The sequence below is a fragment of the Actinomadura vinacea genome (assembly GCF_039532545.1).
Lineage (GTDB): Bacteria > Actinomycetota > Actinomycetes > Streptosporangiales > Streptosporangiaceae > Spirillospora > Spirillospora vinacea.
Genome location: NZ_BAAARW010000011.1, coordinates 188,281 through 210,676 on the forward strand (window position 1 = coordinate 188,281; position 22,396 = coordinate 210,676).

Here is a 22,396-nt window from a genome sequence, read left to right on the forward strand (position 1 = left end):
ATGGACGAGAGGCCTGCGTGGAGGGTGCTGTTCGGGGTCGTCCGGCCGCATCGGCGGGCGGTGGTCGGGGGAGGGCTGCTCGCGCTGGTCGGCGGGCTCGCGGGGCTGCTGGAACCGCTGGCGGCCAAGGCCGTCGTCGACGCGCTGGGGCGGGGCGGGTCGTTGTGGGGGCCGATCGGGGTGCTCACGCTCGTCGTGCTCGGGGGCGCGGTCATCGCCACGACCGGGGCCTACCTGCTGGAGCGCACGGCGGAGAGCGTGGTGCGGGCCGCGCGGGAGCGGCTCATCGGCCGGCTGCTGCGGCTGCGGGTGGGCGAGGTCGACCGGCTCAAGCCCGGCGACCTCATGTCCCGGGTCACCTCCGACACGACGCTGCTGCGCGCGGTGGCCGGGCAGGGCCTGGTGGACGGCGTCAACGGCGCCGTGGTCCTGCTGGGCGCGATCGTGCTCATGGGGTTCATGGACCCGGTGCTCCTGGGCGCGACGGTGGCGGTGCTCGTGGTGGTGGCCGCGTCGATGGCGCTGGTGCTGCCGCGGCTGGCGCGGGCGAACGAGCGGGCCCAGGCGGCGGTCGGCGACATGGGGTCCGTGCTCGAACGGGCGCTGGGGGCCTTCCGCACGGTCAAGGCGAGCGGCGCCGAGGCGCGGGAGACCGCGGCGGCGGGCGAGGCGGCGGGCAGGGCGTGGAAGCACGGCGTCGAGCGGGCCCGCTGGGAGGCGGTCTCCGGCATGTCGGCGTGGCTGTCGGTGCAGATCGCCTTCCTGGTGGTGCTGGGCGTGGGCGGTGCCCGGGTGGCCGCCGGGGACATGCCGGTGTCGTCGCTGATCGCCTTTCTGCTCTACCTGTTCTACCTGACGTTCCCGATCGCGCAGGTGGCGGAGGCGGCCACGGCGTGGCAGGCGGGACTGGCGGCGGTTCGGCGGATGCGGGAGGTCGAGGTGCTCCCGCTCGAATCACCCGAGGGCGGTGTGGTGGCCGGTGCGGCCGCGTCGGTGTCGTTGCGCGATGTCCGGTTCGGGTACGGGGACGCGCCGGTGCTGCGGGGCGTCTCGCTGGAGGTGCCCAGCGGGGGGATGACCGCGTTCGTGGGGCCGTCCGGCGCCGGGAAGAGCACCGTCTTCGGGCTGCTGGAGCGGTTCTACGAGGCCGAGGACGGCGTCGTGGCCGTCGACGGGGTGGACGTGCGCCGCTGGCCGCTGGCCGAGCTGCGCGGCGCGATCGGGTACGTGGAGCAGGACGCGCCGATCCTGGCGGGGTCGCTGCGCGACAACCTGCGGTACGCGGCGCCGGAGGCCGATGACGAGGAGATCATGGCCGTGCTGGCGCGGACCCGGCTGGACGGCCTGGTGGAGGCGCTGCCGGACGGGCTGGACACCCGGGTGGGGCACCGCGGCACGACGCTGTCGGGCGGGCAGCGGCAGCGGGTGGCGATCGCGCGGGCGCTGCTGCGCCGGCCCCGGCTGCTGCTGCTGGACGAGGCCACCTCGCAACTGGACGCGGCCAACGAGGCGGCGCTCAAGGAGGTGGTCGACGATCTCGCGCGGACCACCACGGTGCTGGTGATCGCGCATCGGCTGTCGACGGTGACCGGGGCGGACCGGATCGTGGTGCTGGAGGCGGGCGAGGTGCGGGCGGTGGGGTCGCACGAGGAGTTGCTGGAGGTCGACGAGCTGTACCGTGATCTTGCCGCCGTCCAGTTCGCCGCCGACCGGAATGCCGGGGTGTGACCAGGCTCTCACGGTTGTTCCGGCAGGTCAGATCCTGTTTAACATTCCGTTCACATAAGGGCAACAGGTCCGAAATGCCTGGTGGGCAGCCTCGTTCAGGGCCGAAAAATGACCGAAAGGACCGACGTTGAGCTACAAGGCCGAGTACATCTGGATCGACGGCACCGAGCCCACCGCGCGGCTCCGGTCCAAGACCAGGATCCTGCCCGACGGTGCCGACCTGCCGGACTGGGGCTTCGACGGGTCCAGCACGAACCAGGCACCGGGCGACAACTCGGACTGCGTGCTCAAGCCGGTCTTCTCCTGTCCCGACCCGATCCGCGGCGGCGACCACAAGCTGGTGCTGTGCGAGGTCTACCTGGTCGACGGCACCCCGCACCCCACCAACACCCGCGCCCAGCTGCGCCCGGTGGCCGAGAAGTACGCCGCCCAGGACTCCTGGTACGGCATCGAGCAGGAGTACACCTTCTTCAAGGACGGCCGTCCGCTGGGCTTCCCCGAGCGCGGCTTCCCCGCCCCGCAGGGCATGTACTACTGCGGTGTCGGCGACGACGAGGTGCACGGCCGTGACGTCGTCGAGCGGCACCTGGACGCCTGCCTGGACGCGGGCCTGAAGGTCTCCGGCATCAACGCCGAGGTCATGCCCGGGCAGTGGGAGTTCCAGATCGGCCCGGCCGGCCCGATCGAGGTCGGCGACCACCTGTGGGTGGCCCGCTGGCTGCTCTACCGCGTCGCCGAGGACTTCGGCGTGGCCGCCACCCTCGACCCCAAGCCGGTCGAGGGCGACTGGAACGGCGCCGGCGCGCACACCAACTTCTCCACCAAGGCCATGCGCGAGGGCTACGACGCCATCATCACCGCCTGCGAGGCCCTCGGCACGAAGGTCCAGGAGCACGTCGACGGCTACGGCGCGGGCGTCGAGCGCCGCCTGACCGGTATGCACGAGACCGCCCCGTGGAGCGAGTACAGCTACGGCGTCTCCGACCGCGGCGCCTCGGTGCGCATCCCGTGGCAGGTCGAGGTGGAGAAGAAGGGCTACATCGAGGACCGCCGGCCCAACGCCAACATCGACCCGTACGTGGTGACCCGGCTGATCACCGGCACCTGCTGCGAGGCGCTGGAGCAGGCCGGCCAGGTCTGAGCACGGATCCGGCCGCATGAGCTGAGGGGATCCCGGGGCGGGGCGCTTCCGGGATCCCCTCTGGTCGTTCCGAGGATCAGAGCCGTAGCCGCGGCCACGCGGCGGTGTCGTTCAGGAGCTGCCTGTCGTGGGTGGCGATCACCACCGCGGCCGGGGTCGCGTCCAGAGCCGTGGTCAGCTCGTCGACAAGGGCGATGGACAGATGGTTGGTGGGCTCGTCGAGCAGCACGACGTGTGGCCGCCCGGCCAGCAGTATGGCCAGGTCGAGGCGCCGCTGCTGCCCGATCGACAGCTCCGTCACCGGCCGGCGGGCGGCGTCGGAGGGGAGCAGGCCGAGTCCTGAAAGGCTCGGCCTGTCGGCCTCGTTCAGCTCTCCCGCGCTGATGAGGCGGTCCACGGCGGCGTCGTAGACCTCGAAGGCGCGCCGGTGCGATGCCGGCGGTGACTCCTGCCAGAGCACCCCCACCCGGACGCCCTGCTTGTGCTGGACGGTCCCGGTGTCCGGAGACAGCGTTCCCGCCAGTAGCGAGAGCAGGCTCGACTTGCCCGCACCGTTGGGGCCGGTCACGACGAGACGGTCGCCGGAGCGCACCAGTACCGAACGAGGCCTGTCCAACCTGCCGCGCACGGTCACCTCGTCGGCCCGCAGGAGCGTGGCGCCCGGTATCGCCCTGAGCTGGGGCAACTGGAATCGCAACGGCGGTGCGGGCACGTCGACGGCGTGCGCCTCGAGTTCCTCCCGGCGCCGGTGCACCGCCCGTACCAGCGCGGGTGCCCTTGTCGCGCGCGTGTGCTTGCCGGTTCCCTTGTCCGGCCGCCATCCGGTGGACAGGCGGTTCTGCGCCGCCGAAAGGTTCTGGGCCAGCCGTTGCCGCTCGCTTTGCTGCTCGTTGTAGTCGGTCTCCCAGCGTTCCCGCTCCGCGCGGCGGGCCTCCCGGTAGCCGGCGTATCCGCCGCCGTAGGTTCGAGGCAGCCCGTCGCGGGTCGGGTCGAGGTCGAGGATCGAGGTCGAGACGTCGGCCAGCAGCGCGCGGTCGTGGCTGACCAGCACGACCCCGCCCGGATGCTCGCGGAGCCGGGCGGTCAGGTGGCCGAGTCCGTCGGCGTCGAGATGGTTGGTGGGCTCGTCCAGCAGCAGCAGGTCATGGCCGGCTCCCAGCAGGCAGGCGAGCCGGATCCGGTAGCGCTGCCCGACGGACAGGCGGGACAACGGCGCGGCGCGGTCGTTCACCGCGCTGAGGGCGGCGAGTGAGATGTCGACGCGATGGTCGGCGCCCCACGCGTCGATGGACTCGGCGGCCGCGAGCGCGTCGGCGTAGTCCTGCTCGGCGCCGGGACGTTCCTCGGCGAGAGCGAGGGTGGCCGACTCGAACCTGCGCAGCACCGCGCGGGCCTGCGCGAGTTCGACGTCGATGAGGTCCCCGACCGTGCGGTCGTCGTGAGCGGGCAGCTCCTGGTCGGCGACACCGAACGTTCCGGTCCGGTGCACCGCGCCGGAGTCGGGAGCCAGCGTTCCGGCGAGCACTAGCAGCAGGGTGGTCTTCCCGCGGCCGTTCTCCCCGACCACGCCCAGGCGTTCGCCTGGGGAGACGGTCAGATTCACGCCGGTCAGAACCGGGCGGCCGCCGCGGGCGGCGTGCACATCGATGGCCTTGAGATGGGCTCGCGCACGAGCCGGTGGGGTGATGGTGGACACACTTCCTCCGAGGGCACGCCGCACGCCGCGCGCACCGAAGGAGCGCGTGGTGGAGCACACCGTGAAAGTCGAGACGGCGACAGAACGTTCGGCCGCGCCCTCGGCCCACCGATCGAGCCCGATCGGGGCCGGGCGGCCGTAACCGCCGTCCTCAGAGGAAGTAGAGATGCATGGGGGCCAAGGTATCAGCCGGCAGCGCGTGATCGAGCCCCGCTCCGTTCGCGCTCGGCGGGTCGGTGGTCAGGCCAGCGGGCGGCGGCCGGCGAAGCCCAGGTCGGTGCGGTGGTACCAGGCCAGTTCCGTGTCGCCCTCCAGCCAGCAGAGGCGGACCGAGCGGCCGTCCAGGGTGGCCGGGAAGTCGACGAGGAACGGGGCCAGGCTCTTGACCTCGATGCCCTGGCCGGTGAACCAGGCGATCTCCTCGTCCAGGCGGGCCTCGGAGGCCTTGACCTCGGGGATGCCGCCGCGTTCGGAGCTGCCCCGCACGCGCAGGTCCAGGGTGAGTTCGGCGAGGTCGGCGCGCATCCGGACGATCTCGGCCGCGCGGGCCCGTACCTGGGGGATCAGGGCGCGCGCCTCGGCCACGGTGAACTCCCGCTCCGTAGTGTCCATGTCGCTCCCCGGGTTCGATGGTGCCGCACGCCAACGTTACCCACCTATGGCGGAAACGCGGTCGGACGGGATCCGTCTTGTCAGGGTTTTTCCGGATATAGCGGGACCGTTCCAGGGGACAATGATGAACGGCAGGGCGGGAGCGGGCAGTGGCCGTGACGGGAGGTGCTTCCGCCCGGAGGGAGGCGCCATGCAGGCCACTCTTACCGTGCCCGACCGGGCGAGGGCGCTGTTCGCCTCGCCGCTCCAGGAGTCGGGACGGCCCACCCCACACCAGATCAGGACCGTCGTGGACACGGTGCTGGCGGGCGGTCCGGGAGACTGCCTGGCCTGTGTGGCACAGGAGGCGGGCGATCATCCCGAGGCGTATCTGCTCAGGATGCGCTGGGCGCTGCATGCCGTCACCGCGGCGTACGCGCCGGAGGGCGCGGGTTCCGGGCCCGCCCCAGGGTGACAAAAACTCCACAAACCTCTGAAGCGTCGTGGGTCTCCCTTACATGACCGGGTAGCACCCGGTCATGGGGGACACGCCCTTCGAGCCGTTCTTTCACGGCCCTCCGGGACGCGGCCGGCGGCGCGGATCGCACCGGCTGCCGCTGCAGCGGACCTTCCGCTGCCGTTCGACGCTGCGCAGCCACACCGTGGCGTCGATGGCCCGGTACGAGGAGTTCGTGCGCCTGCACGAGGCCTTCTCGGCGCGGCCGCGGGTGCACGCCCGGCGGCTCTGGCTGTGCGGTGCCGGGACGGCCGTGATCGTGGGCGCGCTGATGTTCGGGGGCGTGGCGCTGGTCCGCGGGCCGCTCGGGATCGACGCACCGGTCTTCGCCGGCCGGGGCGCGAGCACCCAGGCGGCCGCGCTCGCGTACGCGGTCTCGACGATGATCGCCTCTCTCCAGGCGACCGCCCTGCTGCACGTGCTGCTCGCGGTGGCCGAGCGCCCGCTGCGGGCCTTCGCCTGCCTCGGCGCGATGGCCGTGGCGCTGCTGACGCTGCTGCCCCTGACGCTGCGCATCCCGCCCGCCGCGGCGTGGGCCACCGCGGCGCTCGACCTGGCCGGGGGGATCGCCGTGGTCGGGCTGCTCGCGGCGGTCGCCCACGCGTGCGTGGTCTGGCCGGAGCCGCCTCCCGAACGGCGCCGCAAACGGCGCTGACCGTCAGGGGACGACGGTGACCGGCCAGCGGCCGGCGCGCACCAGCCGTACCGCCACCGAGCCGACCAGCCGGTGCCCGGCCTGCGCGGACGCGCCCACGACCACCATGTCGGCCCTGGCCTCGTCGGCGACCCGGGCCAGTACGGTGGCGGCGTCGCCGCGTTCCAGGATCAGTTCGTGCCGGACGGCGGGGCCCTGCCGGGCGGCGCGTTCCAGCTCCTCCCGCAGCTCCTGGGCGATCTCGTCGGCGGCCTCGCGCATCGCGGCCGCGCCGCCGGGGGTGAGCGTGGAGAGCGCCGCGACCGGGGACACGTGCACCAGGATCAGCCGGGAGTCGTTGCGGCGCGCCAGGCCCCAGGCGTAGGCGCCCGCGCGCATCGACGTGTCCGAGCCGTCGACGCCGGCGACGATCACCCTCGGGCCTTCGCTCCCGAACTCGAACGGCCGTTCCTCGCTCATCGGCACCAGCTCATCGTCTTCAGAGTAGGCCGGGGTCAGGCGCCGGTGAAGCGGGCGAGGAGGTCGTCCAGGGCCAGGGAGCCGGTGGCCAGGGCCGCGTACATCCCGTCGACCTCCTCGTGGCCCAGGGCCCGCGCGATCCGCAGCGAGTCGCCGTGCGCCTCGGCGGCCAGCAGGTCGACCCGGCGCGCGGCCAGCGCCCGCAGCAGCTCGCGGCGCCCGGCGGCGGCCGCCTCCTCGGCGCGGCAGCGGTCCAGCGAACGGCGGATGCGCACGCGGGCCGGTGCGGTCACCGCGAAGCCCAGCCAGTCCTCGGACGGGCCGCCGCCGGGCTCGGTCAGGATCTCCACCACGTTGCCGCTGCGCAGCTCCGTCGACAGCGCCGCGAGCCGGCCGTTGACCAGCGCGCCGATGCACAGGTCGCCGGTCTCGGGGCCGAGGGCGTAGGCCAGGTCGAGCGCGGTCGCGCCGCCGGGCAGCGCGACCACCTCGCCGGACGGGGTGAACACCGCGACGTCGCCGGGCGCCAGATCGGCGCGCAGGCTGTCGAGGAACGCCGCGGAGGGCGCGTCGGACTGCCAGGCCAGCAGCCGGCTCAGCCAGACCAGGTCGCGCCGTCCGGCGACCGCCCCGGCCGCGGCGGTGCCGGCCTCCCGGATGTGCGCGACGATGCCGTACTCGGCCACCGGGTGCATCGCCCGGCTGCGGATGATCACATCGAGCAGGTCGCCGTCCGGGCTGATCACCCGGGTGTGCAGCGACTGGTACAGGTTGAACTTCGGCAGCGCGATGAAGTCCTTGACCCGGCCGGGGATCGGGTGCAGCGCGGCGTGCACGGCGCCGAGCGCGATGTAGCAGTCGCGCTCGTCGCCGTCGACGAGGATCAGCAGCCGGGCCGCGTCGCAGGGCCGCAGCCCGTCCAGGTCGCCCTCGCGCTCCTGGTGCACCGCGTACAGGTGGCGGGGCCGGATGGAGACCCGTCCGGTGATCCGCTGCTCGGCCAGGGCGATGCGGAGCCGGGCCAGCGCCGGGCCGAACGCGGGCTCGGCGTCGCGCAGCGCGGTCCGCACGGCGGCCGCGGCGGAAAGGTGGGCGGCCGGGTCGCGGGCGGCGAAGGCGAGATCGTCCATCTCCCGCTTGAGCATGTGGATGCCCAGCCGTTCGGCGAACGGCACCAGCAACTCCTGCGAGGCCTTGGCGTACCTGGCCCGCTTGTGCTCGGGCTGGAAGCCCAGCGTGCGCAGGTTGTGCAGGCGGTCCGCCAGCTTGATCACCAGCACCCGCAGGTCCGCGGCGGCCGCCAGCACGATCTTGCGGAAGGTCTCGGCCTCGGCCCGCTCGCCCCAGCGCTCGCCGTCCAGCTTGGTCACCCCGTCCACCAGCACCGCGACCTCCTCGCCGAAGTCGGCGCGCAACTCGCCGAGGGTGTAGGGGGTGTCCTCCACGGTGTCGTGCAGCAGCGCCGCCACCAGCGTGGTGGTGTCCATGCCCAGGCCGGCCAGGATCATCGTGACCGCGAGAGGGTGGGTGATGTAGGGCGCCCCGGACTTGCGGAGCTGGCCCTGGTGGAGGCGCTCGGCGACCTCGTACCCGCGCAGCAGCCCGCGCTGGTCGGCGCCCGGTGCGGCGGCGCGGTGGACGGCCAGCAGCGGCGCCACGGCGGGCTGGACGGCATCGGCGGGCAGCGCGCGGTCGTGCCGGGCTCGCGGGCGGCCGCGCCGGGGGCCCGGCATCGCCGGGCGCAGCATGACCCGGGCGCGCGGGGCTCGGGCGCCGGCGGCTCGGGCGCGCGGGGCACCGGCACCGGGTGCCACGGGGCTTCCCGGTGGGGTGATCGAACCTGTCGGATTGAGGGTCGTCATCGCGCATCCCGCCCGGCGGCCGGCCGGTCGATTTTCGGGTTTCCATTCCAGGTGTTCCAGAGCCGGATGTCAAGGCGAATTAACACGCCCTTCACGGCGCCGTGATTCTCCCCCCGGTGCGCGGTGCGAGAATGCGGACGGGAAGCCGGGCGAGCCGCCGGCCCGCCGCGGCGGCTCCCGTGCCGCTTTTCACAGGCCCGCCGAATAGAGCTGGAATATCACGATGTTCGTGTCTTCCCGGAACCTTCGCGCCGCCGTTTCCAACGTCGCCGGCAAGGTGCTGTACGGGCATGTCGCCGATCTGCGGCCGATGCCCGCGGAGGCCGTCGGCGCCGGCCCTCTGCGGTCGTCGGTCTACCGCTACCGCGGCCCGGAGGGGGTGGTGCCGGCCGGGCCGCCGGTGCTGTTCGTGCCGCCGCCGGCCGCCCCGGCGCGCTGCTACGACCTGCGCCGCGGTTGCAGCCTCGCCGAGCATGTGGTGAGCGCCGGACGGCGCAGCTACCTGCTCGATCACGGTCCGGACGGCCCGGCGGCGACGGCGCGGGACGGTGCGCCGGAGTGGATCGAGGAGTGTGTCGAGGGGTGGATCGGGGAGGTGCTGCCGGAGGCGGTCCGGACGGTCAGCCGGGACGCCTCGGGGCAGCCCGTCCAGCTGGTCGGCTGGTGCCTGGGCGGGCTCTTCGCGCTGCTGGCCGCGGCCGTCGATCCGGGCCTGCCGGTCGCCTCGGTCGCGATGGTCGGCACGCCGTCCCGCATGGACGGGCCGGAGGTGGCCACGGCGCGGTCCGTCATCGGGCGACTGGTCGCTCCCGCCGCCCGGCTGAAACGCGAATACCGGACATTGGCCAATATCGACAGCACCGAATATCTCGCGCAGGACGAAGCGTTCGATCATTTTCACGCCTTGGCCGGTGCCGCTCCGGGACGGCCCGTCCGGGAGGTCTATTCGGCGCTTCTGGGGGACCGGGAGACGGCCGCGCGCGGCGAAATCGCGGTCGGCGGGCGGCGGATCCCGCTGGGCGCCGTGCGGGTGCCGGTGCTGGCCGTCGCGGGCCGTTCCGACAAGCTCGCCCCGGTGAGCGCGGTCCACCCGTTCACCAGGCTGCTGCACGGCGCGCCCGAGGTCCGTTTCGAGGCCGTGCCGGGCGGCCATCTGGGGGCGCTGACCGGGCTGGCGGCCCGCACGACCACGTGGGCGCGGCTTGACCGCTGGCTGGACGAGGGCATCGTCCGGCACGGCATCCGCCCGCACCGCCGGGCGGCCGCCGCCGGGCTGTGACCGCGCGGGGCACCTTCCGTTGAGAGGCCGGGTGATCGTCGGTCACCCGGTTTTTCCTTGTGTCAAGAGAGTCTCTAGGAATCCTTTCCACTTTCTGTAATCGGCCGTGCCGCCCGTGTGTCGGCTGCGTGGTCGTGGCGTGACCGACCGTAGTGTTGCTCGCCGTTGAGGCAGCCAGGGTTTCGAGCCGCGCGGCCGGAGGGTGTGGCCGGGCGCACGGGACGGTCGGGGGGCACGTGCATGACGGCTGAGGTCGACGCGGGTGAGATCATCGGCATTTCGCCGTTCGGGCGGCCCGCGCCCCATCTCACGGTGGCGGTGGCCCGGGCCGGCGGCGTCGGGGTGCTGGACCTGGGGACCGACCGGGCGGCCGCCCTCGCCGCGCTGGCCGATGTCGGCCGCTGGTGGCGGGGCCCGTTCGGGGTCCGTGTCCAGGCGGGCTGCGCGGTGCGGCCGGAGGATCTGCCGGACGCGGTCGGCACGGTCGTGATCGACTTCCATGCGCTGCGGCCCGTCGAGGTTTCGCGGCCCGACGCCGCCGCCCCGCGCCCGCCGGGCGAGCGCCCGGAGCCCGCGCCGGACGCCGCCGCCGGCTACGAGGACGATGCCGACGATGAGGGCGCCTGGACGGTGCGGCTGCGCCCGGCCGCCCGGCCCGTCCCGCCGGTGCCGGGGCGGCCCGCGGGCGAGCCGGCCGACGACGGCGCCGCCGGCGGTCTGATCGACGCCCGGCGGTTCGCGGAGGGCGGGCGGCGGCTGCTGATCGAGATCGTGAACGCCGAGGAGGCGACCGCGGCCGTCCGCCTGCTGGCCGCGCTCCGCGACCTCGGCGGCTCCGGCCACGGGCTGATCGCGCGGGGCCGCGAGGGCGGCGGCCGGGTCGGTGAGCTGTCCACGTTCGTGCTGCTCCAGCGGCTGCTCGGGGACTCCCGGCTGGGCGTGCCGGTGTGGGCGTCCGGCGGGATCGGCCCGCACACCGCCGCGGCGGCGGTCGCGGGCGGGGCCGCGGGCGTGGTGCTGGACGCCCAGCTGGCACTGGTCCGGGAGATGGACCTGCCCGGCGACGTCGCCGCCGCGCTGTCGGCCATGGACGGCTCGCAGACCCGGATCGTCGCGGGGCATCGCGTGTACACCCGTCCCGACCTGCCCGAGATCGCGCTGGACGGGCTCGGGCCCGCCGCGGTCAACACCAGGCTCGGCGCGACCGGACTGCGGACCCGGCTGCTGCCGGTCGGGCAGGACGGCGCGTTCGCCCGCCCGCTCGCCGACCGGTACCGGACGGCGGGCGGCGTGGTGCAGGCCGTCCGGGCGCAGATCGCCGACAGCATCCGCGCCGCCGTGCGCACCGAGCCGCTGGCCCGCGCCGAGACCTCCGGCCCGGCGTCCGGCGAGGCGTCCGGGACGGCCTCGGCCGCCGGGGGCGGCCGCGCGTACCCGGTGGCGCAGGGCCCGATGACGCGGGTCAGCGACCGGCCGGCGTTCGCGGCGGCGGTCGCGCGGGACGGCGGGCTGCCGTTCCTGGCGCTCGCGCTGATGAACGGCGCCGAGGCCCGCGACCTGCTGCTGGAGACCGCCGACCGGCTCGGCGACCGGCCCTGGGGGGTGGGCGTGCTCGGTTTCGCGCCGCCCGACCTGCGCGCCGCCCAGCTCGGTGCGATCCGGGCCGCACGGCCGCCGTACGCGCTGATCGCCGGTGGCCGTCCCGCCCAGGCCGAGTCGCTGGAGGCGGCCGGGATCAGGACGTATCTGCACGTCCCGTCGCCTGGACTGCTGGAGCGGTTCCTCGCCGAGGGCGCCCGCAGGTTCGTGTTCGAGGGCGCCGAGTGCGGCGGGCATGTCGGGCCGCTGGCCGGCTTCCCGCTGTGGGAGGCGCAGGTCGGGCGGCTGCTGGAGTTCTGCGACGCGCACGAGGGCGCGGCCGGCGCGATGTCGGTGATGTTCGCGGGCGGGATCCACGACGAGCGGTCGGCGGCGATGGTCGCGGCGCTGGCCGGGCCGCTCGCCGAGCGCGGCGTGCGGATCCGCGTCCTCATGGGCACCGCGTACCTGTTCACCTCGGAGGCGGTCGCGGCCGGCGCGATCGTTCCGGAGTTCCAGCAGGCCGCGATCGAGTGCGACGGGACCATCCTGCTGGAGACCTCGCCGGGGCACGCGACACGGTGCGCCCGCACCCGGTACGCCGGGACGTTCGAGGAGGAGCGGCGCCGCCTGGCGGAGGCCGGCACGCCGCCGCAGGAGATGTGGCGGCGGCTGGAGGAGCTCAACCTGGGCCGGCTGCGGATCGCCAGCAAGGGGCTGCGGCGCGGGCCCGTCCAGGACGACCCGCCGGGGAGCGGCGAAGGGACCGGCGCGGGCGACCTCACCCCGGTGGACGCCGACGAGCAGCGCGCCGAGGGCATGTACATGCTCGGCCAGGTGGCGGCGCTGCGCTGGTCGTCGACCAGCATCACCGGCCTGCACGAGCAGGTCAGCACGGGCGCGACGTTCTTCCTGGCCAGCCGGGCCGCCAGGCTCGGCCTCGCCGGACCGGGGCGGGCGGACGCCGCGGGCGGCGCGGCCGGGCGGCCGATGGACATCGCGATCGTCGGCATCGGCTGCGTGTTCCCCGGGGCCGCCGACGCCGCGTCGTTCTGGGCGAACGTCGTCCGCGGCGTGGACGCGGTCTCCGAGGTGCCCGCCGAGCGCTGGGACCCGGAGATCTACTTCGATCCGGCGGCGGTGGGGGAGGACGGCGGCGCGGGCGCCAAGACCCCGTCCAAGTGGGGCGGGTTCATCCCGGACGTCCCGTTCGACGCGCTGGCGTACGGCATCCCGCCGGCGTCCCTGGCCAGCGTCGATCCGATGCAGCTGCTCGGCCTGGAGGTCGCCGCGCGGGCGCTGCGGGACGCGGGGTACGCGGACCGGCCGTTCGACCGTTCCCGCACCTCGGTGTTCTTCGGCGCGGAGGCCGGTACCGACCTGGGCAACGCCTACGGGGCCAGGGCACTGCTGCCGCTCTACTACGGAAGGGTCCCGGCCGGTCTGGACGAGCAGCTCCCGCGCCTCACCGAGGACTCCTGCCCGGGCGTGCTCACCAACGTGATCGCCGGGCGGATCGCCAACCGGCTGGACCTCGGCGGCGCCAACTACACAGTCGACGCCGCCTGCGCCGCGTCGCTGGCCGCGCTCGACGCCGCGTGCAAGGAGCTGGTGTCCGGCGGCAGCGACATGGTGCTGTGCGGCGCCGCCGACCTGCACAACGGCATCTACGACTACCTGCTCTTCTCCGCCGTGCGCGCGCTTTCGCCGCGCGGGCGGTGCGCGCCGTTCGACGGCGGCGCCGACGGCATCGCGCTGGGCGAGGGCGTGGCGTGCGTGGCGCTGAAGCGGCTGGCCGACGCCGAGCGCGACGGCGACCGGATCTACGCGGTGGTCAAGTCGGTGGCGGCGGCCAGCGACGGCCGCTCCGCCGGGATCACGGCACCGCGTGCGGACGGGCAGCGGCGGGCGCTGGATCGCGCGTACCGGCGGGCGGGGGTGTCCCCGTCCCAGGTGGGCCTGGTGGAGGCGCACGGCACCGGCACCGAGCTCGGGGACCGGGTGGAGCTGGCCACGCTCACCGACGCGTTCACCGAAGCGGGGGCACGGCCGGGCGGCACCGCGCTCGGCTCGGTGAAGTCGCAGATCGGGCACACCAAGTGCGCGGCCGGGCTGGCCGGGCTGGTCAAGACGGCGTACGCGCTGCACACCGGCGTGCTGCCCGGCACCCTGCACCTGGAGCGGCCCAACCAGGCGTGGGACGCGGCGTCCAGCCCCTTCGCGTTCGGCCGGGAGGCCAGGCCCTGGGCGGCGGCGCCGGGCGAGCGGTACGCCGGGCTGAGCGCGTTCGGGTTCGGCGGCGCGAACTTCCACGCGGTGCTGGCCGGGTACGACGGGGCGCCGGAGCCGGTCTCCGGGGTCGCCGAGTGGCCCGCCGAGCTCTTCCTGGTCCGCGGGGCCGACCGGGCCGCGGCGCTCCTGGAGCTGGACCGGCTCGGCGCGCTGCTCACGTCCTGGGCCGGCGGCGCGCCGCCGCGGCTGCGCGATCTGGCCCGCACGTTCGCCGAGAGCCAGGGGCCCGTCCAGGTCGCGCTGGTGGCCACCGGCCCGGACGACCTGGCCGCGAAGATCGCCCTCGCCCGGGAGTTCCGCGCGGCGCCGGGCGTGCGCGTGGCCGACGAGGCGACGGCCCACGGCGGCCGGGTCGCCTTCCTCTACCCGGGGCAGGGCAGCCAGCGGCCGAACATGCTGGCGGACCTGTTCGTGACCTTCCCGCGGCTGCAACGGCTGCTGCGGCTGGGCGACGGCCGGCACGCCGCCGCCATGTTCCCGCCCGCCGCGTTCGGTCCTGAGGAGGCGGAGCGGCAGAGCCTGGCGATCACCGACACGCGGGTCGCGCAGCCCGCGCTGGGCATCGCCGGGCTGGCGGTGCACCGGCTCCTCACCGCGCTGGGCGTGCGCCCGGACCTGGCCGGCGGGCACAGCTACGGCGAACTGGTCGCGCTCTGCGCCGCCGGGGTCTTCGGCGAGGCCGACCTGATCGAGTTGAGCGTCGCGCGCGCCGAGGCGGTCCTGAACGCCGCCGGGGCGGGCGGCGGGGACGACGACGCGGGCGCGATGGCGGCCGTCGCCGCCCGGCTGGAGGACGTCCGCGCCGCCCTGGACGGCGTCGGCGAGGTCGTCGTCGCCAACCACAACGCGCCCCGCCAGGTGGTGATCTCCGGATCGTCGGCGGGCGTGGAGAAGGCGCTGGGACTGCTGGCCGAGCACGGGATCGCGGCCAAGCGGCTGCCGGTCGCGTGCGCCTTCCACAGCCCGCTGGTCGCGGGGGCGTCGGCGGGCCTGCGCGCCGCGCTGCACGCCCGGGACCTGCGGTCGCCCGCGTACCCGGTGTGGTCCAACTCGGGCGCGGTGCCCTACGACACCGACCCGGCCAAGCTGCGCGCCACCCTCGCCGGGCAGGTCGCCGCGCCGGTCCGGTTCGTGGAGCAGATCGAGGCGATGTACGCGGCGGGCGCCCGGATCTTCGTGGAGTCCGGTCCGGGACGGGTGCTCACCCAGCTGACCGGGATGATCCTCGGGGACCGGCTGCACACCGCGGTCGCGGTGGACGAGCCCGGCGAGGACGGCGTGACCGGCCTGCTGCTGGCGCTGGCGGAACTGGCCGTGGCGGGCGTTCCGGTCGACCCGCTGCCGCTGTTCGCCGGGCGGGACGCGCGGCCCCTGCCGGCCGGCGGCGCGGAGGGGCTCCCGGCGCCCGGCTGGATCGTGAACGGACATCTCGTACGCACCGCCGACGGCGGCCATCTGAAGGACGGGCTGCGCCCGGCCGAGCGGATCGCGCTCCCGTCCGCGGACGAGCCGCAGGGGGAGACGATGGACACCCGGCAGGGCACTGGGCAGGGCAGCGAGCAGGGCACCGGGCAGGGCCGTGAGCGGCGGGTCGCGGAGCGGCCGGCGGGCACCGCGGCCGGCGCGGAGGGCGAGGCGGCGGTGCTGGAGTTCCTGCGCTCGGGACGGGAGATCATCGCGGCCCAGCGCGAGGTGGTGCTGAACTACCTGGCCGCCGATCCGCCGCCGTCGGGGACCGCCCCGCGGCTCCCGCGGCAAGTCCGCTCCCGTGCGCCGCTGCCGGTGCCGGGGCCGCGCAGGGCGCTGCCGGGCGAGCTCGTGACCGCGTCCGCGCCGGCCGAGGCCGCGCCCACGGAGACCGCGCCCGACCTGGAGCCCGCCCCCGCCGTGCCGTCCGCGCCGGGCCCGGCGGAGATCCGGTCGGCCGTCCTGGACGTGATCGGGGCGCGCACCGGATACCCGGAGGGGATGCTGGCCGTGGAACTGGACCTGGAGGCCGATCTGTCGATCGACTCCATCAAGCGCACCGAGATCATCGGAGAGCTGGCCGAGCGGGTCGGGCTGGCCCCGGCCGGGACCCGGCTGGACGAGACCGTCGCCGAGCGGCTGGCCCGCATCAAGACCATCGCCGAGCTGGTCAGCTGGATCGGGGAGCGTCTCGGCGGGCCGGCGGCGGCGCCCGCTGAGGCCGCCGACGGACCGCCGACCGAACCCATCGACGCGGTACAGGACGACGCGGCGGGGACGCTCGGCACGGCGCCGCTGCGGCACGTCGTGCGCATGACACCGCTCCCCGAAGCGCCGGACCCCGCCGGGGACCCGGGGCGGTTCGCGGGCCGGGACTTCGTGATCGTCGACGACGGCACCGGGATCGCGCTGGAGCTGGCCGCGCTGCTGGAGGGCCTCGGCGCGCGGGTGCGGACGCCGATGGAGCCGGACGGCCCGTGCGACGGACTGATCCATCTGGCCGCGCTGCGGCCCGGCGGCGGGCCGGTGCTGCCGGGCGCCTACGGTCCGATCCGGGCGGCGCTGGTCGGCGGCCTGCGCCGGCTCGTGCTGGCCACCGGGACGGCCGGGACGTTCGGCCGCCGCTACGGCGGCGGCGACGCCGGCGACCCGACGCCCGGGGCCGGGTTGCGCGGCCTGGCCAGGACGCTGGCGCTGGAGTACCCGGAGGTGCTGGTGCGCGCCGTCGACGTCGACGCCAAGGACAGCCCGCGCGCCGTGGCGCTGCGGATCCTCGCCGAGATGGCCGACCCGGACGCGCCGGTGGACGTCGGCCATGACGGCGAGACCCGGCGGACCTTGACCCTCGTCCCGGCCGAGCTCCGGCTCCCCGCCCGGCCACCGGGCGGCGACGCGGCCGGCCTCGGCCTCGACGCGGACGGCGTCGTGCTCCTCACCGGAGGCGCGCGCGGCATCACCGCCCGGGTGGCCCGTGAGCTGGCCCGGACGACGGGCTGCCACATCGAGCTGGTGGGCCGCACGCCGCTGCCCGGCGCCGAGCGGCCCGACCCGCTCGTCGCCGACGCGTACGACGAGCCGGCCCTGCGCCGCGCCCTGGTGGCGCGCGGCGGCGGACGCACGCCCGCCGAGATCGAGGCGGAGCTGCGGCGGATCCTCGCCGCCCGGGAGGTCGCCGGCACGCTGGACGGGCTGCGCGGCCACGCCGCCTCCGTCCGCTACCACGCCCTGGACGTACGCGACACCCAAGCCGTCCGGGCCTTGGTGGAGGACGTCTACGCGCGGCACGGCCGCCTCGACGGAGTGGTGCACGGCGCGGGCGTCCTGGAGGACCGGCTGGTCCGCGACAAGGACCCGGCCTCCTTCACCCGGGTCTACCGGACCAAGGTCGACGGGGCCTGCGCGCTGGCCGCCTCCGTCCGCCCGGACGTCGGGTTCTTCGTGGTCCTCGGGAGCGCCTCGGGCGTCCGCGGCAACCGCGGCCAGGCCGACTACGCCGCCGCCAACGACGCGTGCGACACCCTCGCCCGCGCGTGGCGCACCAGGCTCGCCGGCCGGGTGCTGACGGCCGACTGGGGGCCCTGGGCGGGCGGCGGGATGGTCACGCCGGAGCTGGCCCGCGAGTACGCCCGCCGGGGCGTCCCGCTGATCGATCCGGACGCGGCCGTGGCGGCGCTGCTGCGCGAGATCGCGCACGGCACCGAGGTCCAGGTGGTCTTCACGGGGGTGCGGGCGTGAACGGCGAGGGCACGGCGGCGGCCAGGTGGGGGCCATGAGCGACGGCAACGGGACGGGTGGCGAGCCGATCGCGGTCGTCGGCCTCGGGGCGATCTTCCCGGGGGCGGGGACGGCGGCCGCGTTCTGGCGCAACGTCCAGAACGGCGTGGACGCGATCGGCGACGTCCCGCCGAACCGCTGGGACCCCGACATCTACTACGACCCGGGCGCGTACGACCGCCCGCCCGAGAGCGACCGGTTCTACTGCCGCCGGGGCGGGTTCGTCGACGACCTGGCCACCTTCGACCCGGCCCGGTTCGGGATCATGCCCGCGGCGGTGGCCGGGATGGAGCCCGACCAGCTGCTGGCGCTGCGCACCGCCGCCGAGGCGATCGCGGACGCGGGCGGCGAGGACCGGCTGCCGGACCGGGAGCGGATCGGCGTGGTGATCGGCCGCGGCGGCTACCTCACCCCGGGTGTGGCCCGCTTCGACCAGCTGGTCAGCGTTTCGCACCAGCTGACCGGGTTGCTGGCCGAGCTGCTGCCGGAGCTGGACGGGGTGCGGCTGGCCGAGATCGGCGCGGCGTTCCGGGCCAGGCTGGGCCGGGCCGAGGACTCCGGTGGGCTGGTGCCCAGCTTCGCCGCGTCCCGCGTCGCCAACCGGTTCGACCTGCGCGGCCCCGCGTACACGCTGGACGCGGCGTGCGCCTCGTCGCTGCTTGCGGTCGAGCACGCGGTCCGGGCGCTGCGCTCCGGGCAGTGCGACGCGATGCTGGCGGGGGCGGTGCACCACGCGCACCACGTCACCGTGTGGAGCGTGTTCAGCCGGCTGCGGGCGCTGAGCCGCACCGAGCGGATCCGCCCGTTCGACCGGGCGGCGGACGGCACGCTGCTGGCCGAGGGCACCGGGATGGTGCTGCTGAAGCGGCTGGCCGACGCCGAACGCGCCGGCGACCGGGTGCACGCGGTGATCCGCGGCGTCGGGTCCTCCAGCGACGGCCGGGCCGGCGGGATCATGAGCCCGCTGGTGGACGGCCAGGTGCTCGCGGTGGAGCGGGCCTGGCGGGACGCCGGCCTGGACCCGTCGGCGCCGGGCGCGGCCGGCCTGGTCGAGGCGCACGGCACCGCGACCCCGGCCGGGGACGAGGCCGAGCTGGCCACGCTGCGCCGCGTGTTCGGGACCGCGCCGGGCGGCGCGGCCGGCGGCGGGCCGCCGCTGTGGCTGGGCACGGTCAAGTCGATGATCGGGCACGCGATGCCCGCGGCCGGGATGGCCGGGCTGATCAAGGCGGTGTGCGCGCTGCGGGACGGCGTGCTGCCGCCCACCCTCAACATCGAGGAGCCGCACGCCGCGCTCGCCGGGACCCGGCTGCGCCCGGTGCGGGAGCGGGCCGAGTGGGAGCCCCCGGGCGGCGGTGTGCCGCGCCGCGCCGTGGTGAACGCGTTCGGGTTCGGCGGCGTGAACGCCCACGTGGTCCTGGAGGAGGTCGCGGCGTCCATGCCGATATCCGGGCCGGTGTCCGCGCCGGTGTCCGCCGCCGCGGTGGGCACCGGACGCGCATCGCGGCGGATCTCCGCGGCGGGCGCGGGGCCGGAGACGGGGCCGGAGGGAGAGCCGGTGCTGCGGCTCTCCGCGGCGTCCCCGGACGAGCTCGCCGACCTGCTGTCGCGCCCGGACGAGGAGGTCATGGCGTGCGGCGAACCCGCCGCCGGGGGCGGCCGCGGCGGTGGGCGGCCGGGCTGCCGGGTCGCGATCGTGGAGCCCGGCCCCCGCAAGCTCGACCTCGCCCGCGCCGTCGTGGCCCGGGGGACGCCGTGGCGCGGCCGCAGCGACATCTGGTTCGCGCCGCGTCCCATGCTCGGCGGCGAGGGCGGCCGCACCGCGTTCCTGTTCCCCGGTTTCGAGCCGGCCTTCGAGCCCCGGATCGACGACATCGCCGCGCACTTCGGGATGGCGGCGCCGCGGCTGACCGGCCGCGCCGACCTGCTCGGCCACGCCGCCGACGTGATCGCCGCCGGCCGGCTGCTGGCCGCCGCGCTGGCCCGGCTGGGCATCGAACCGGACGTGGCCGCCGGGCACAGCCTCGGCGAGTGGACCGCCATGATCGTCTCGGGGATGTACCCGCCGGACGCGGTCGACTCCTTCCTCGCCGCGCTCGACCGGGAACCGCCGATCCGGACGCCGGATGCGGTGTACGCGGCGCTCGGCTGCGGCGCGCACCGCGCCCAGGAGATCCTCGGCGGCATCCGCGACGTGGTCGTCAGCCACGACAACTGCCCGCACCAGTCGGTGATCTGCGGGCCCCCGGCCGCCGTCCGGGAGGTCCTCGGGCGGCTCGCCGCCGAGGGCGTCCTGGGGCAGGAGCTGCCCTTCCGGTCCGGGTTCCACTCGCCGCTGGCGGAGGTGCACCTGGACTCGGCGCGGCGCTCGTTCCAGGCGCTGCCGATCCGGGAACCGCGGTACCCGGTGTGGTCGGCCACCACGGTCGCGCCGTTCCCCGCCGGGCCGGCCGAGGTGCGCGAGCTGATCCTGCGGCACCTGCTGGAGCCGGTGCGGTTCAGCGAGCTGGTCGAGGAGCTGTACGGCTGGGGCGTCCGGGCGTTCGTGCAGGTCGGGCCGGGCAGCCTGACGGGGTTCGTGGGCGACCGGCTGGGCGCGCGCGACCACCTGGCGATGGCGGTGAACGTGCCCAAGCGGGACGGGATGGCGCAGCTGCGCCGGGTCGTGGCCGCGCTCTGGGCCGAGGGCTACGGGGCGTCCGGTCCCGGGCCGGCGACGTTCCCGGGCGCCGACGACGCGGGCGGCCACCGGGGGCCGACGGGCATCCGGCTCGAGCTGGGCACGCCGCTCGTCCGGCTCGAGGGGGCGGTCGCGCCGCTGTACGGTCCGGGACTGGCGGCGCCGCGGCCCGGCGACGACGCCGGCTGGCCGGAGCTGCCCGCCCGCGACCCGGTGATGGCCGAGCTCGACGCGCTGCTGCGGGAGGCCGCGGCCAGCGCGCAGAGCGTCGTGGACGCGCTCGGCCCGGGCGGCGCCGCCGACGACGACGAGCCTGGCCACGACATCGAGATCGACCCGGGCCTCGGCGGTTCCGGCGAGGGCGGCATCGGGGCGGGACGGCCGCCGTTCCCGGGCCGGGCGTGGCGGGACGGCCCCGGCGCGCCCGAGGTGACGGAGCTGACCACCTCGCGCACGTTCTCGCTGGAGGCCATGCCGTACCTCACCGACCACTGCGTGGTCCAGCAGCCCGCCGGGTGGCGGGAGATGTCGGACCGGTTCCCGGTCGTCCCGCTGACCACGCTCCTGGAGGTGATGGCCGAGACCGCGCGGGAGCTGCTGCCCGAGCTGGTGGTCATCGGGTTCGAGGACGTGCGGGCGCTGCGCTGGGTGGTGGCCTGCCCGCCGACCACGGCCGACATCCGCGCCCAGCTCGTCCGTGGCGGCGCGGCCGGGCCGCGCCGGGTGCGGGTGTCGATCCAGGGGCACGCCGACGGGACCGTGCTGCTGGCCGGCCGCTACCCGGCCGTCCCGCTGCGCGTCCTGGACGACCGCAGGCCGCTGGACGGGGAGGGCCCGCCGCCCGTGACGGCCGCGCAGCTCTACGACGAGCGGTGGATGTTCCACGGGCCGCTCTTCCAGGGCGTCTCGGAGATCTCCGCGATGGCCGGCGACGGGCTGCGCGGCGTGCTGGTGGCGTCGGCCACGCCCGGCGCGCTGCTGGACAGCGCGGGCCAGCTGTGCGGGCACTGGATCCAGGTGTACGGGGAGAAGGACCAGACGGTCTTCCCCATCGGGATCGGCCGGGTCTCCTTCTACGGCCCGCCGCCGCGTGCGGGGGAGCGCCTGGACGTCACGGTCTGGAACCGCTCGATGTCGGACGCGACGGTCAAGTACGACGTGGAGATGGTGCGGTCGGCCGGGGGCGCCGCATGGGGGCGGATCGAGGGCTGGACCACGCGCCGCTTCACCACCGACGAGGCGGTGTGGCGGATGAAGTTCACCCCGGAGGTGTCGGGGGTCGGCGATCCGCAGCCGGGCGGCTGGTGCCTGGCCCGCCGGCACTGGGAAGGGTCGTCGGCGCGGGACCTGCTGATGCGGCAGTACCTCGGCGCCGCCGAGCGGGAGACCTACCACCGGCTGCGGCCGCGCGAGCGCGGCCCGTGGCTGCTCGGCCGGATCGCGATCAAGGACGCCGTCCGGCACTGGCTGTGGGAACGGGGCCACGGCCCGCTGTTCCCGGCCGAGCTGACCGTCCACGAGGACCTCGCCCCGGCCGACGGCGCCGGGCGCGGGCGGCCGTTCGTGACGGGGCCGTTCGAGACGGAACTGGCCGTGGCGGTGGCGAGTACCGCAGACCTGGGCGCGGCGCTCGTCCGGGCCGCGCCCGAGCCCGCCGGTATCGCCGTCGTGCCGGTCGGGGATCCGGACGGGGCAACGGACGGGGGCGGCGCGGCGGCGCACCGCGCGATCGAGGCCGCCGCGGCACTCGTCGCCGGGGCGGGCGCGGTGGAGTCGTGCCTGCTGGACGGGCACGCCGTGGCCTGGACGGCCGCGCGGGACAACGGCAGCGGGACCGGGAACGATGGAACGGGGGAGCAGTGGGCATGACACGCGCGGACGGCGTCCTCGCCGAGGTCGTCCAGATGCTGGTCGACGTGGTCGGCGACGACTTCCTGCTGGAGGTCGAGGTGGGGCCGGAGACCAGGTTGAACGACGACCTGGCGCTGGAGAGCATCGAATTCGTCGCGCTGGCCGAGCGGCTGCGGCGCAGGTACGGCGACCGGGCCGACCTCGCCGCCCTCGTGGCCGGCCTGGACCTGGACCAGATCATGGCGCTGACGGTCGGGGACCTGGTCGGCCACATCGAGTCGCGGCGTGACGAATCCCAGGCCGTGCACGCGGACCACGGAGCCTGA

At 75.6% G+C, this 22,396-nt stretch carries 12 protein-coding genes; 8 read left to right on the plus strand and 4 right to left on the minus strand.

Annotated elements, in window-relative coordinates; genetic code table 11:
- Together ABD340_RS12615 and glnII are read left to right on the plus strand one after the other, a co-directional pair.
- Entirely contained in the window at positions 1-1,728 is a 1,728-nt protein-coding gene (locus ABD340_RS12615) for an ABC transporter ATP-binding protein (RefSeq protein ID WP_344589025.1), read from the plus strand.
- A gap of 127 nt (positions 1,729-1,855) precedes the next feature.
- A complete protein-coding gene (gene glnII, locus ABD340_RS12620; protein WP_344589026.1) occupies positions 1,856-2,869 on the plus strand; it encodes a glutamine synthetase in 1,014 nt (337 codons plus the stop codon).
- Between the two features lie 76 nt (positions 2,870-2,945).
- On the opposite strand, the gene ABD340_RS12625 is transcribed toward glnII, so the two are convergent.
- Both ABD340_RS12625 and ABD340_RS12630 read right to left on the minus strand, forming a co-directional pair.
- Positions 2,946-4,565, minus strand: a complete 1,620-nt coding sequence (locus tag ABD340_RS12625; RefSeq protein WP_425547339.1) for an ABC-F family ATP-binding cassette domain-containing protein — start codon at positions 4,563-4,565, stop codon at positions 2,946-2,948.
- Between the two features lie 240 nt (positions 4,566-4,805).
- Complete coding sequence (locus ABD340_RS12630) at positions 4,806-5,177, minus strand: DUF2203 domain-containing protein (RefSeq protein WP_344589027.1); 372 nt, start codon at positions 5,175-5,177, stop codon at positions 4,806-4,808.
- 190 nt (positions 5,178-5,367) lie between these two features.
- On the opposite strand from ABD340_RS12630, the gene ABD340_RS12635 reads away from it, so the two are divergent.
- Together ABD340_RS12635 and ABD340_RS12640 are read left to right on the plus strand one after the other, a co-directional pair.
- Positions 5,368-5,631 (plus strand): hypothetical protein, encoded by a 264-nt coding sequence (locus tag ABD340_RS12635; protein WP_344589028.1) that lies wholly within the window; start codon positions 5,368-5,370, stop codon positions 5,629-5,631.
- A gap of 64 nt (positions 5,632-5,695) precedes the next feature.
- The gene (locus ABD340_RS12640; RefSeq protein WP_344589029.1) at positions 5,696-6,328 is read left to right on the plus strand and encodes a hypothetical protein; all 633 of its coding nucleotides are present in this window, start codon (positions 5,696-5,698) and stop codon (positions 6,326-6,328) included.
- A 3-nt stretch (positions 6,329-6,331) separates the two neighbouring features.
- Here the strand turns inward: ABD340_RS12640 and ABD340_RS12645 are convergent, their stop codons facing one another.
- Both ABD340_RS12645 and ABD340_RS12650 read right to left on the minus strand, forming a co-directional pair.
- Positions 6,332-6,787, minus strand: coding sequence for a universal stress protein (locus ABD340_RS12645; protein ID WP_344589031.1), 456 nt, complete (start codon positions 6,785-6,787; stop codon positions 6,332-6,334).
- Between the two features lie 35 nt (positions 6,788-6,822).
- Positions 6,823-8,601, minus strand: a complete 1,779-nt coding sequence (locus ABD340_RS12650; protein WP_344589033.1) for a RelA/SpoT family protein — start codon at positions 8,599-8,601, stop codon at positions 6,823-6,825.
- Between the two features lie 271 nt (positions 8,602-8,872).
- On the opposite strand from ABD340_RS12650, the gene ABD340_RS12655 reads away from it, so the two are divergent.
- From ABD340_RS12655 to ABD340_RS12670, 4 genes are all read left to right on the plus strand, one after another.
- A complete protein-coding gene (locus ABD340_RS12655) occupies positions 8,873-9,928 on the plus strand; it encodes an alpha/beta hydrolase (RefSeq protein WP_344589035.1) in 1,056 nt (351 codons plus the stop codon).
- A gap of 240 nt (positions 9,929-10,168) precedes the next feature.
- Positions 10,169-17,500: an SDR family NAD(P)-dependent oxidoreductase gene (locus tag ABD340_RS12660; protein ID WP_344589037.1), complete on the plus strand. Its 7,332-nt coding sequence runs from the start codon at positions 10,169-10,171 to the stop codon at positions 17,498-17,500.
- 34 nt (positions 17,501-17,534) lie between these two features.
- The gene (locus tag ABD340_RS12665) at positions 17,535-22,088 is read left to right on the plus strand and encodes a beta-ketoacyl synthase N-terminal-like domain-containing protein (protein ID WP_344589039.1); all 4,554 of its coding nucleotides are present in this window, start codon (positions 17,535-17,537) and stop codon (positions 22,086-22,088) included.
- The gene (locus ABD340_RS12670; RefSeq protein ID WP_344589041.1) at positions 22,085-22,396 is read left to right on the plus strand and encodes an acyl carrier protein; all 312 of its coding nucleotides are present in this window, start codon (positions 22,085-22,087) and stop codon (positions 22,394-22,396) included. The genes ABD340_RS12665 and ABD340_RS12670 overlap by 4 nt, the downstream gene beginning before the upstream one ends.

Coding starts and splice junctions, on each gene's coding strand:
- ABD340_RS12615 (WP_344589025.1), top strand. CDS start 1: ATGGACGAGAGGCCTGCGTGGAGGGTGCTGTTCGGGGTCGTCCGGCCG.
- ABD340_RS12640 (WP_344589029.1), top strand. CDS start 5,696: ATGGGGGACACGCCCTTCGAGCCGTTCTTTCACGGCCCTCCGGGACGC.
- ABD340_RS12645 (WP_344589031.1), bottom strand. CDS start 6,787: ATGAGCGAGGAACGGCCGTTCGAGTTCGGGAGCGAAGGCCCGAGGGTG.
- ABD340_RS12665 (WP_344589039.1), top strand. CDS start 17,535: ATGAGCGACGGCAACGGGACGGGTGGCGAGCCGATCGCGGTCGTCGGC.
- ABD340_RS12670 (WP_344589041.1), top strand. CDS start 22,085: ATGACACGCGCGGACGGCGTCCTCGCCGAGGTCGTCCAGATGCTGGTC.
- ABD340_RS12630 (WP_344589027.1), bottom strand. CDS start 5,177: ATGGACACTACGGAGCGGGAGTTCACCGTGGCCGAGGCGCGCGCCCTG.
- ABD340_RS12655 (WP_344589035.1), top strand. CDS start 8,873: ATGTTCGTGTCTTCCCGGAACCTTCGCGCCGCCGTTTCCAACGTCGCC.
- ABD340_RS12635 (WP_344589028.1), top strand. CDS start 5,368: ATGCAGGCCACTCTTACCGTGCCCGACCGGGCGAGGGCGCTGTTCGCC.
- ABD340_RS12660 (WP_344589037.1), top strand. CDS start 10,169: ATGACGGCTGAGGTCGACGCGGGTGAGATCATCGGCATTTCGCCGTTC.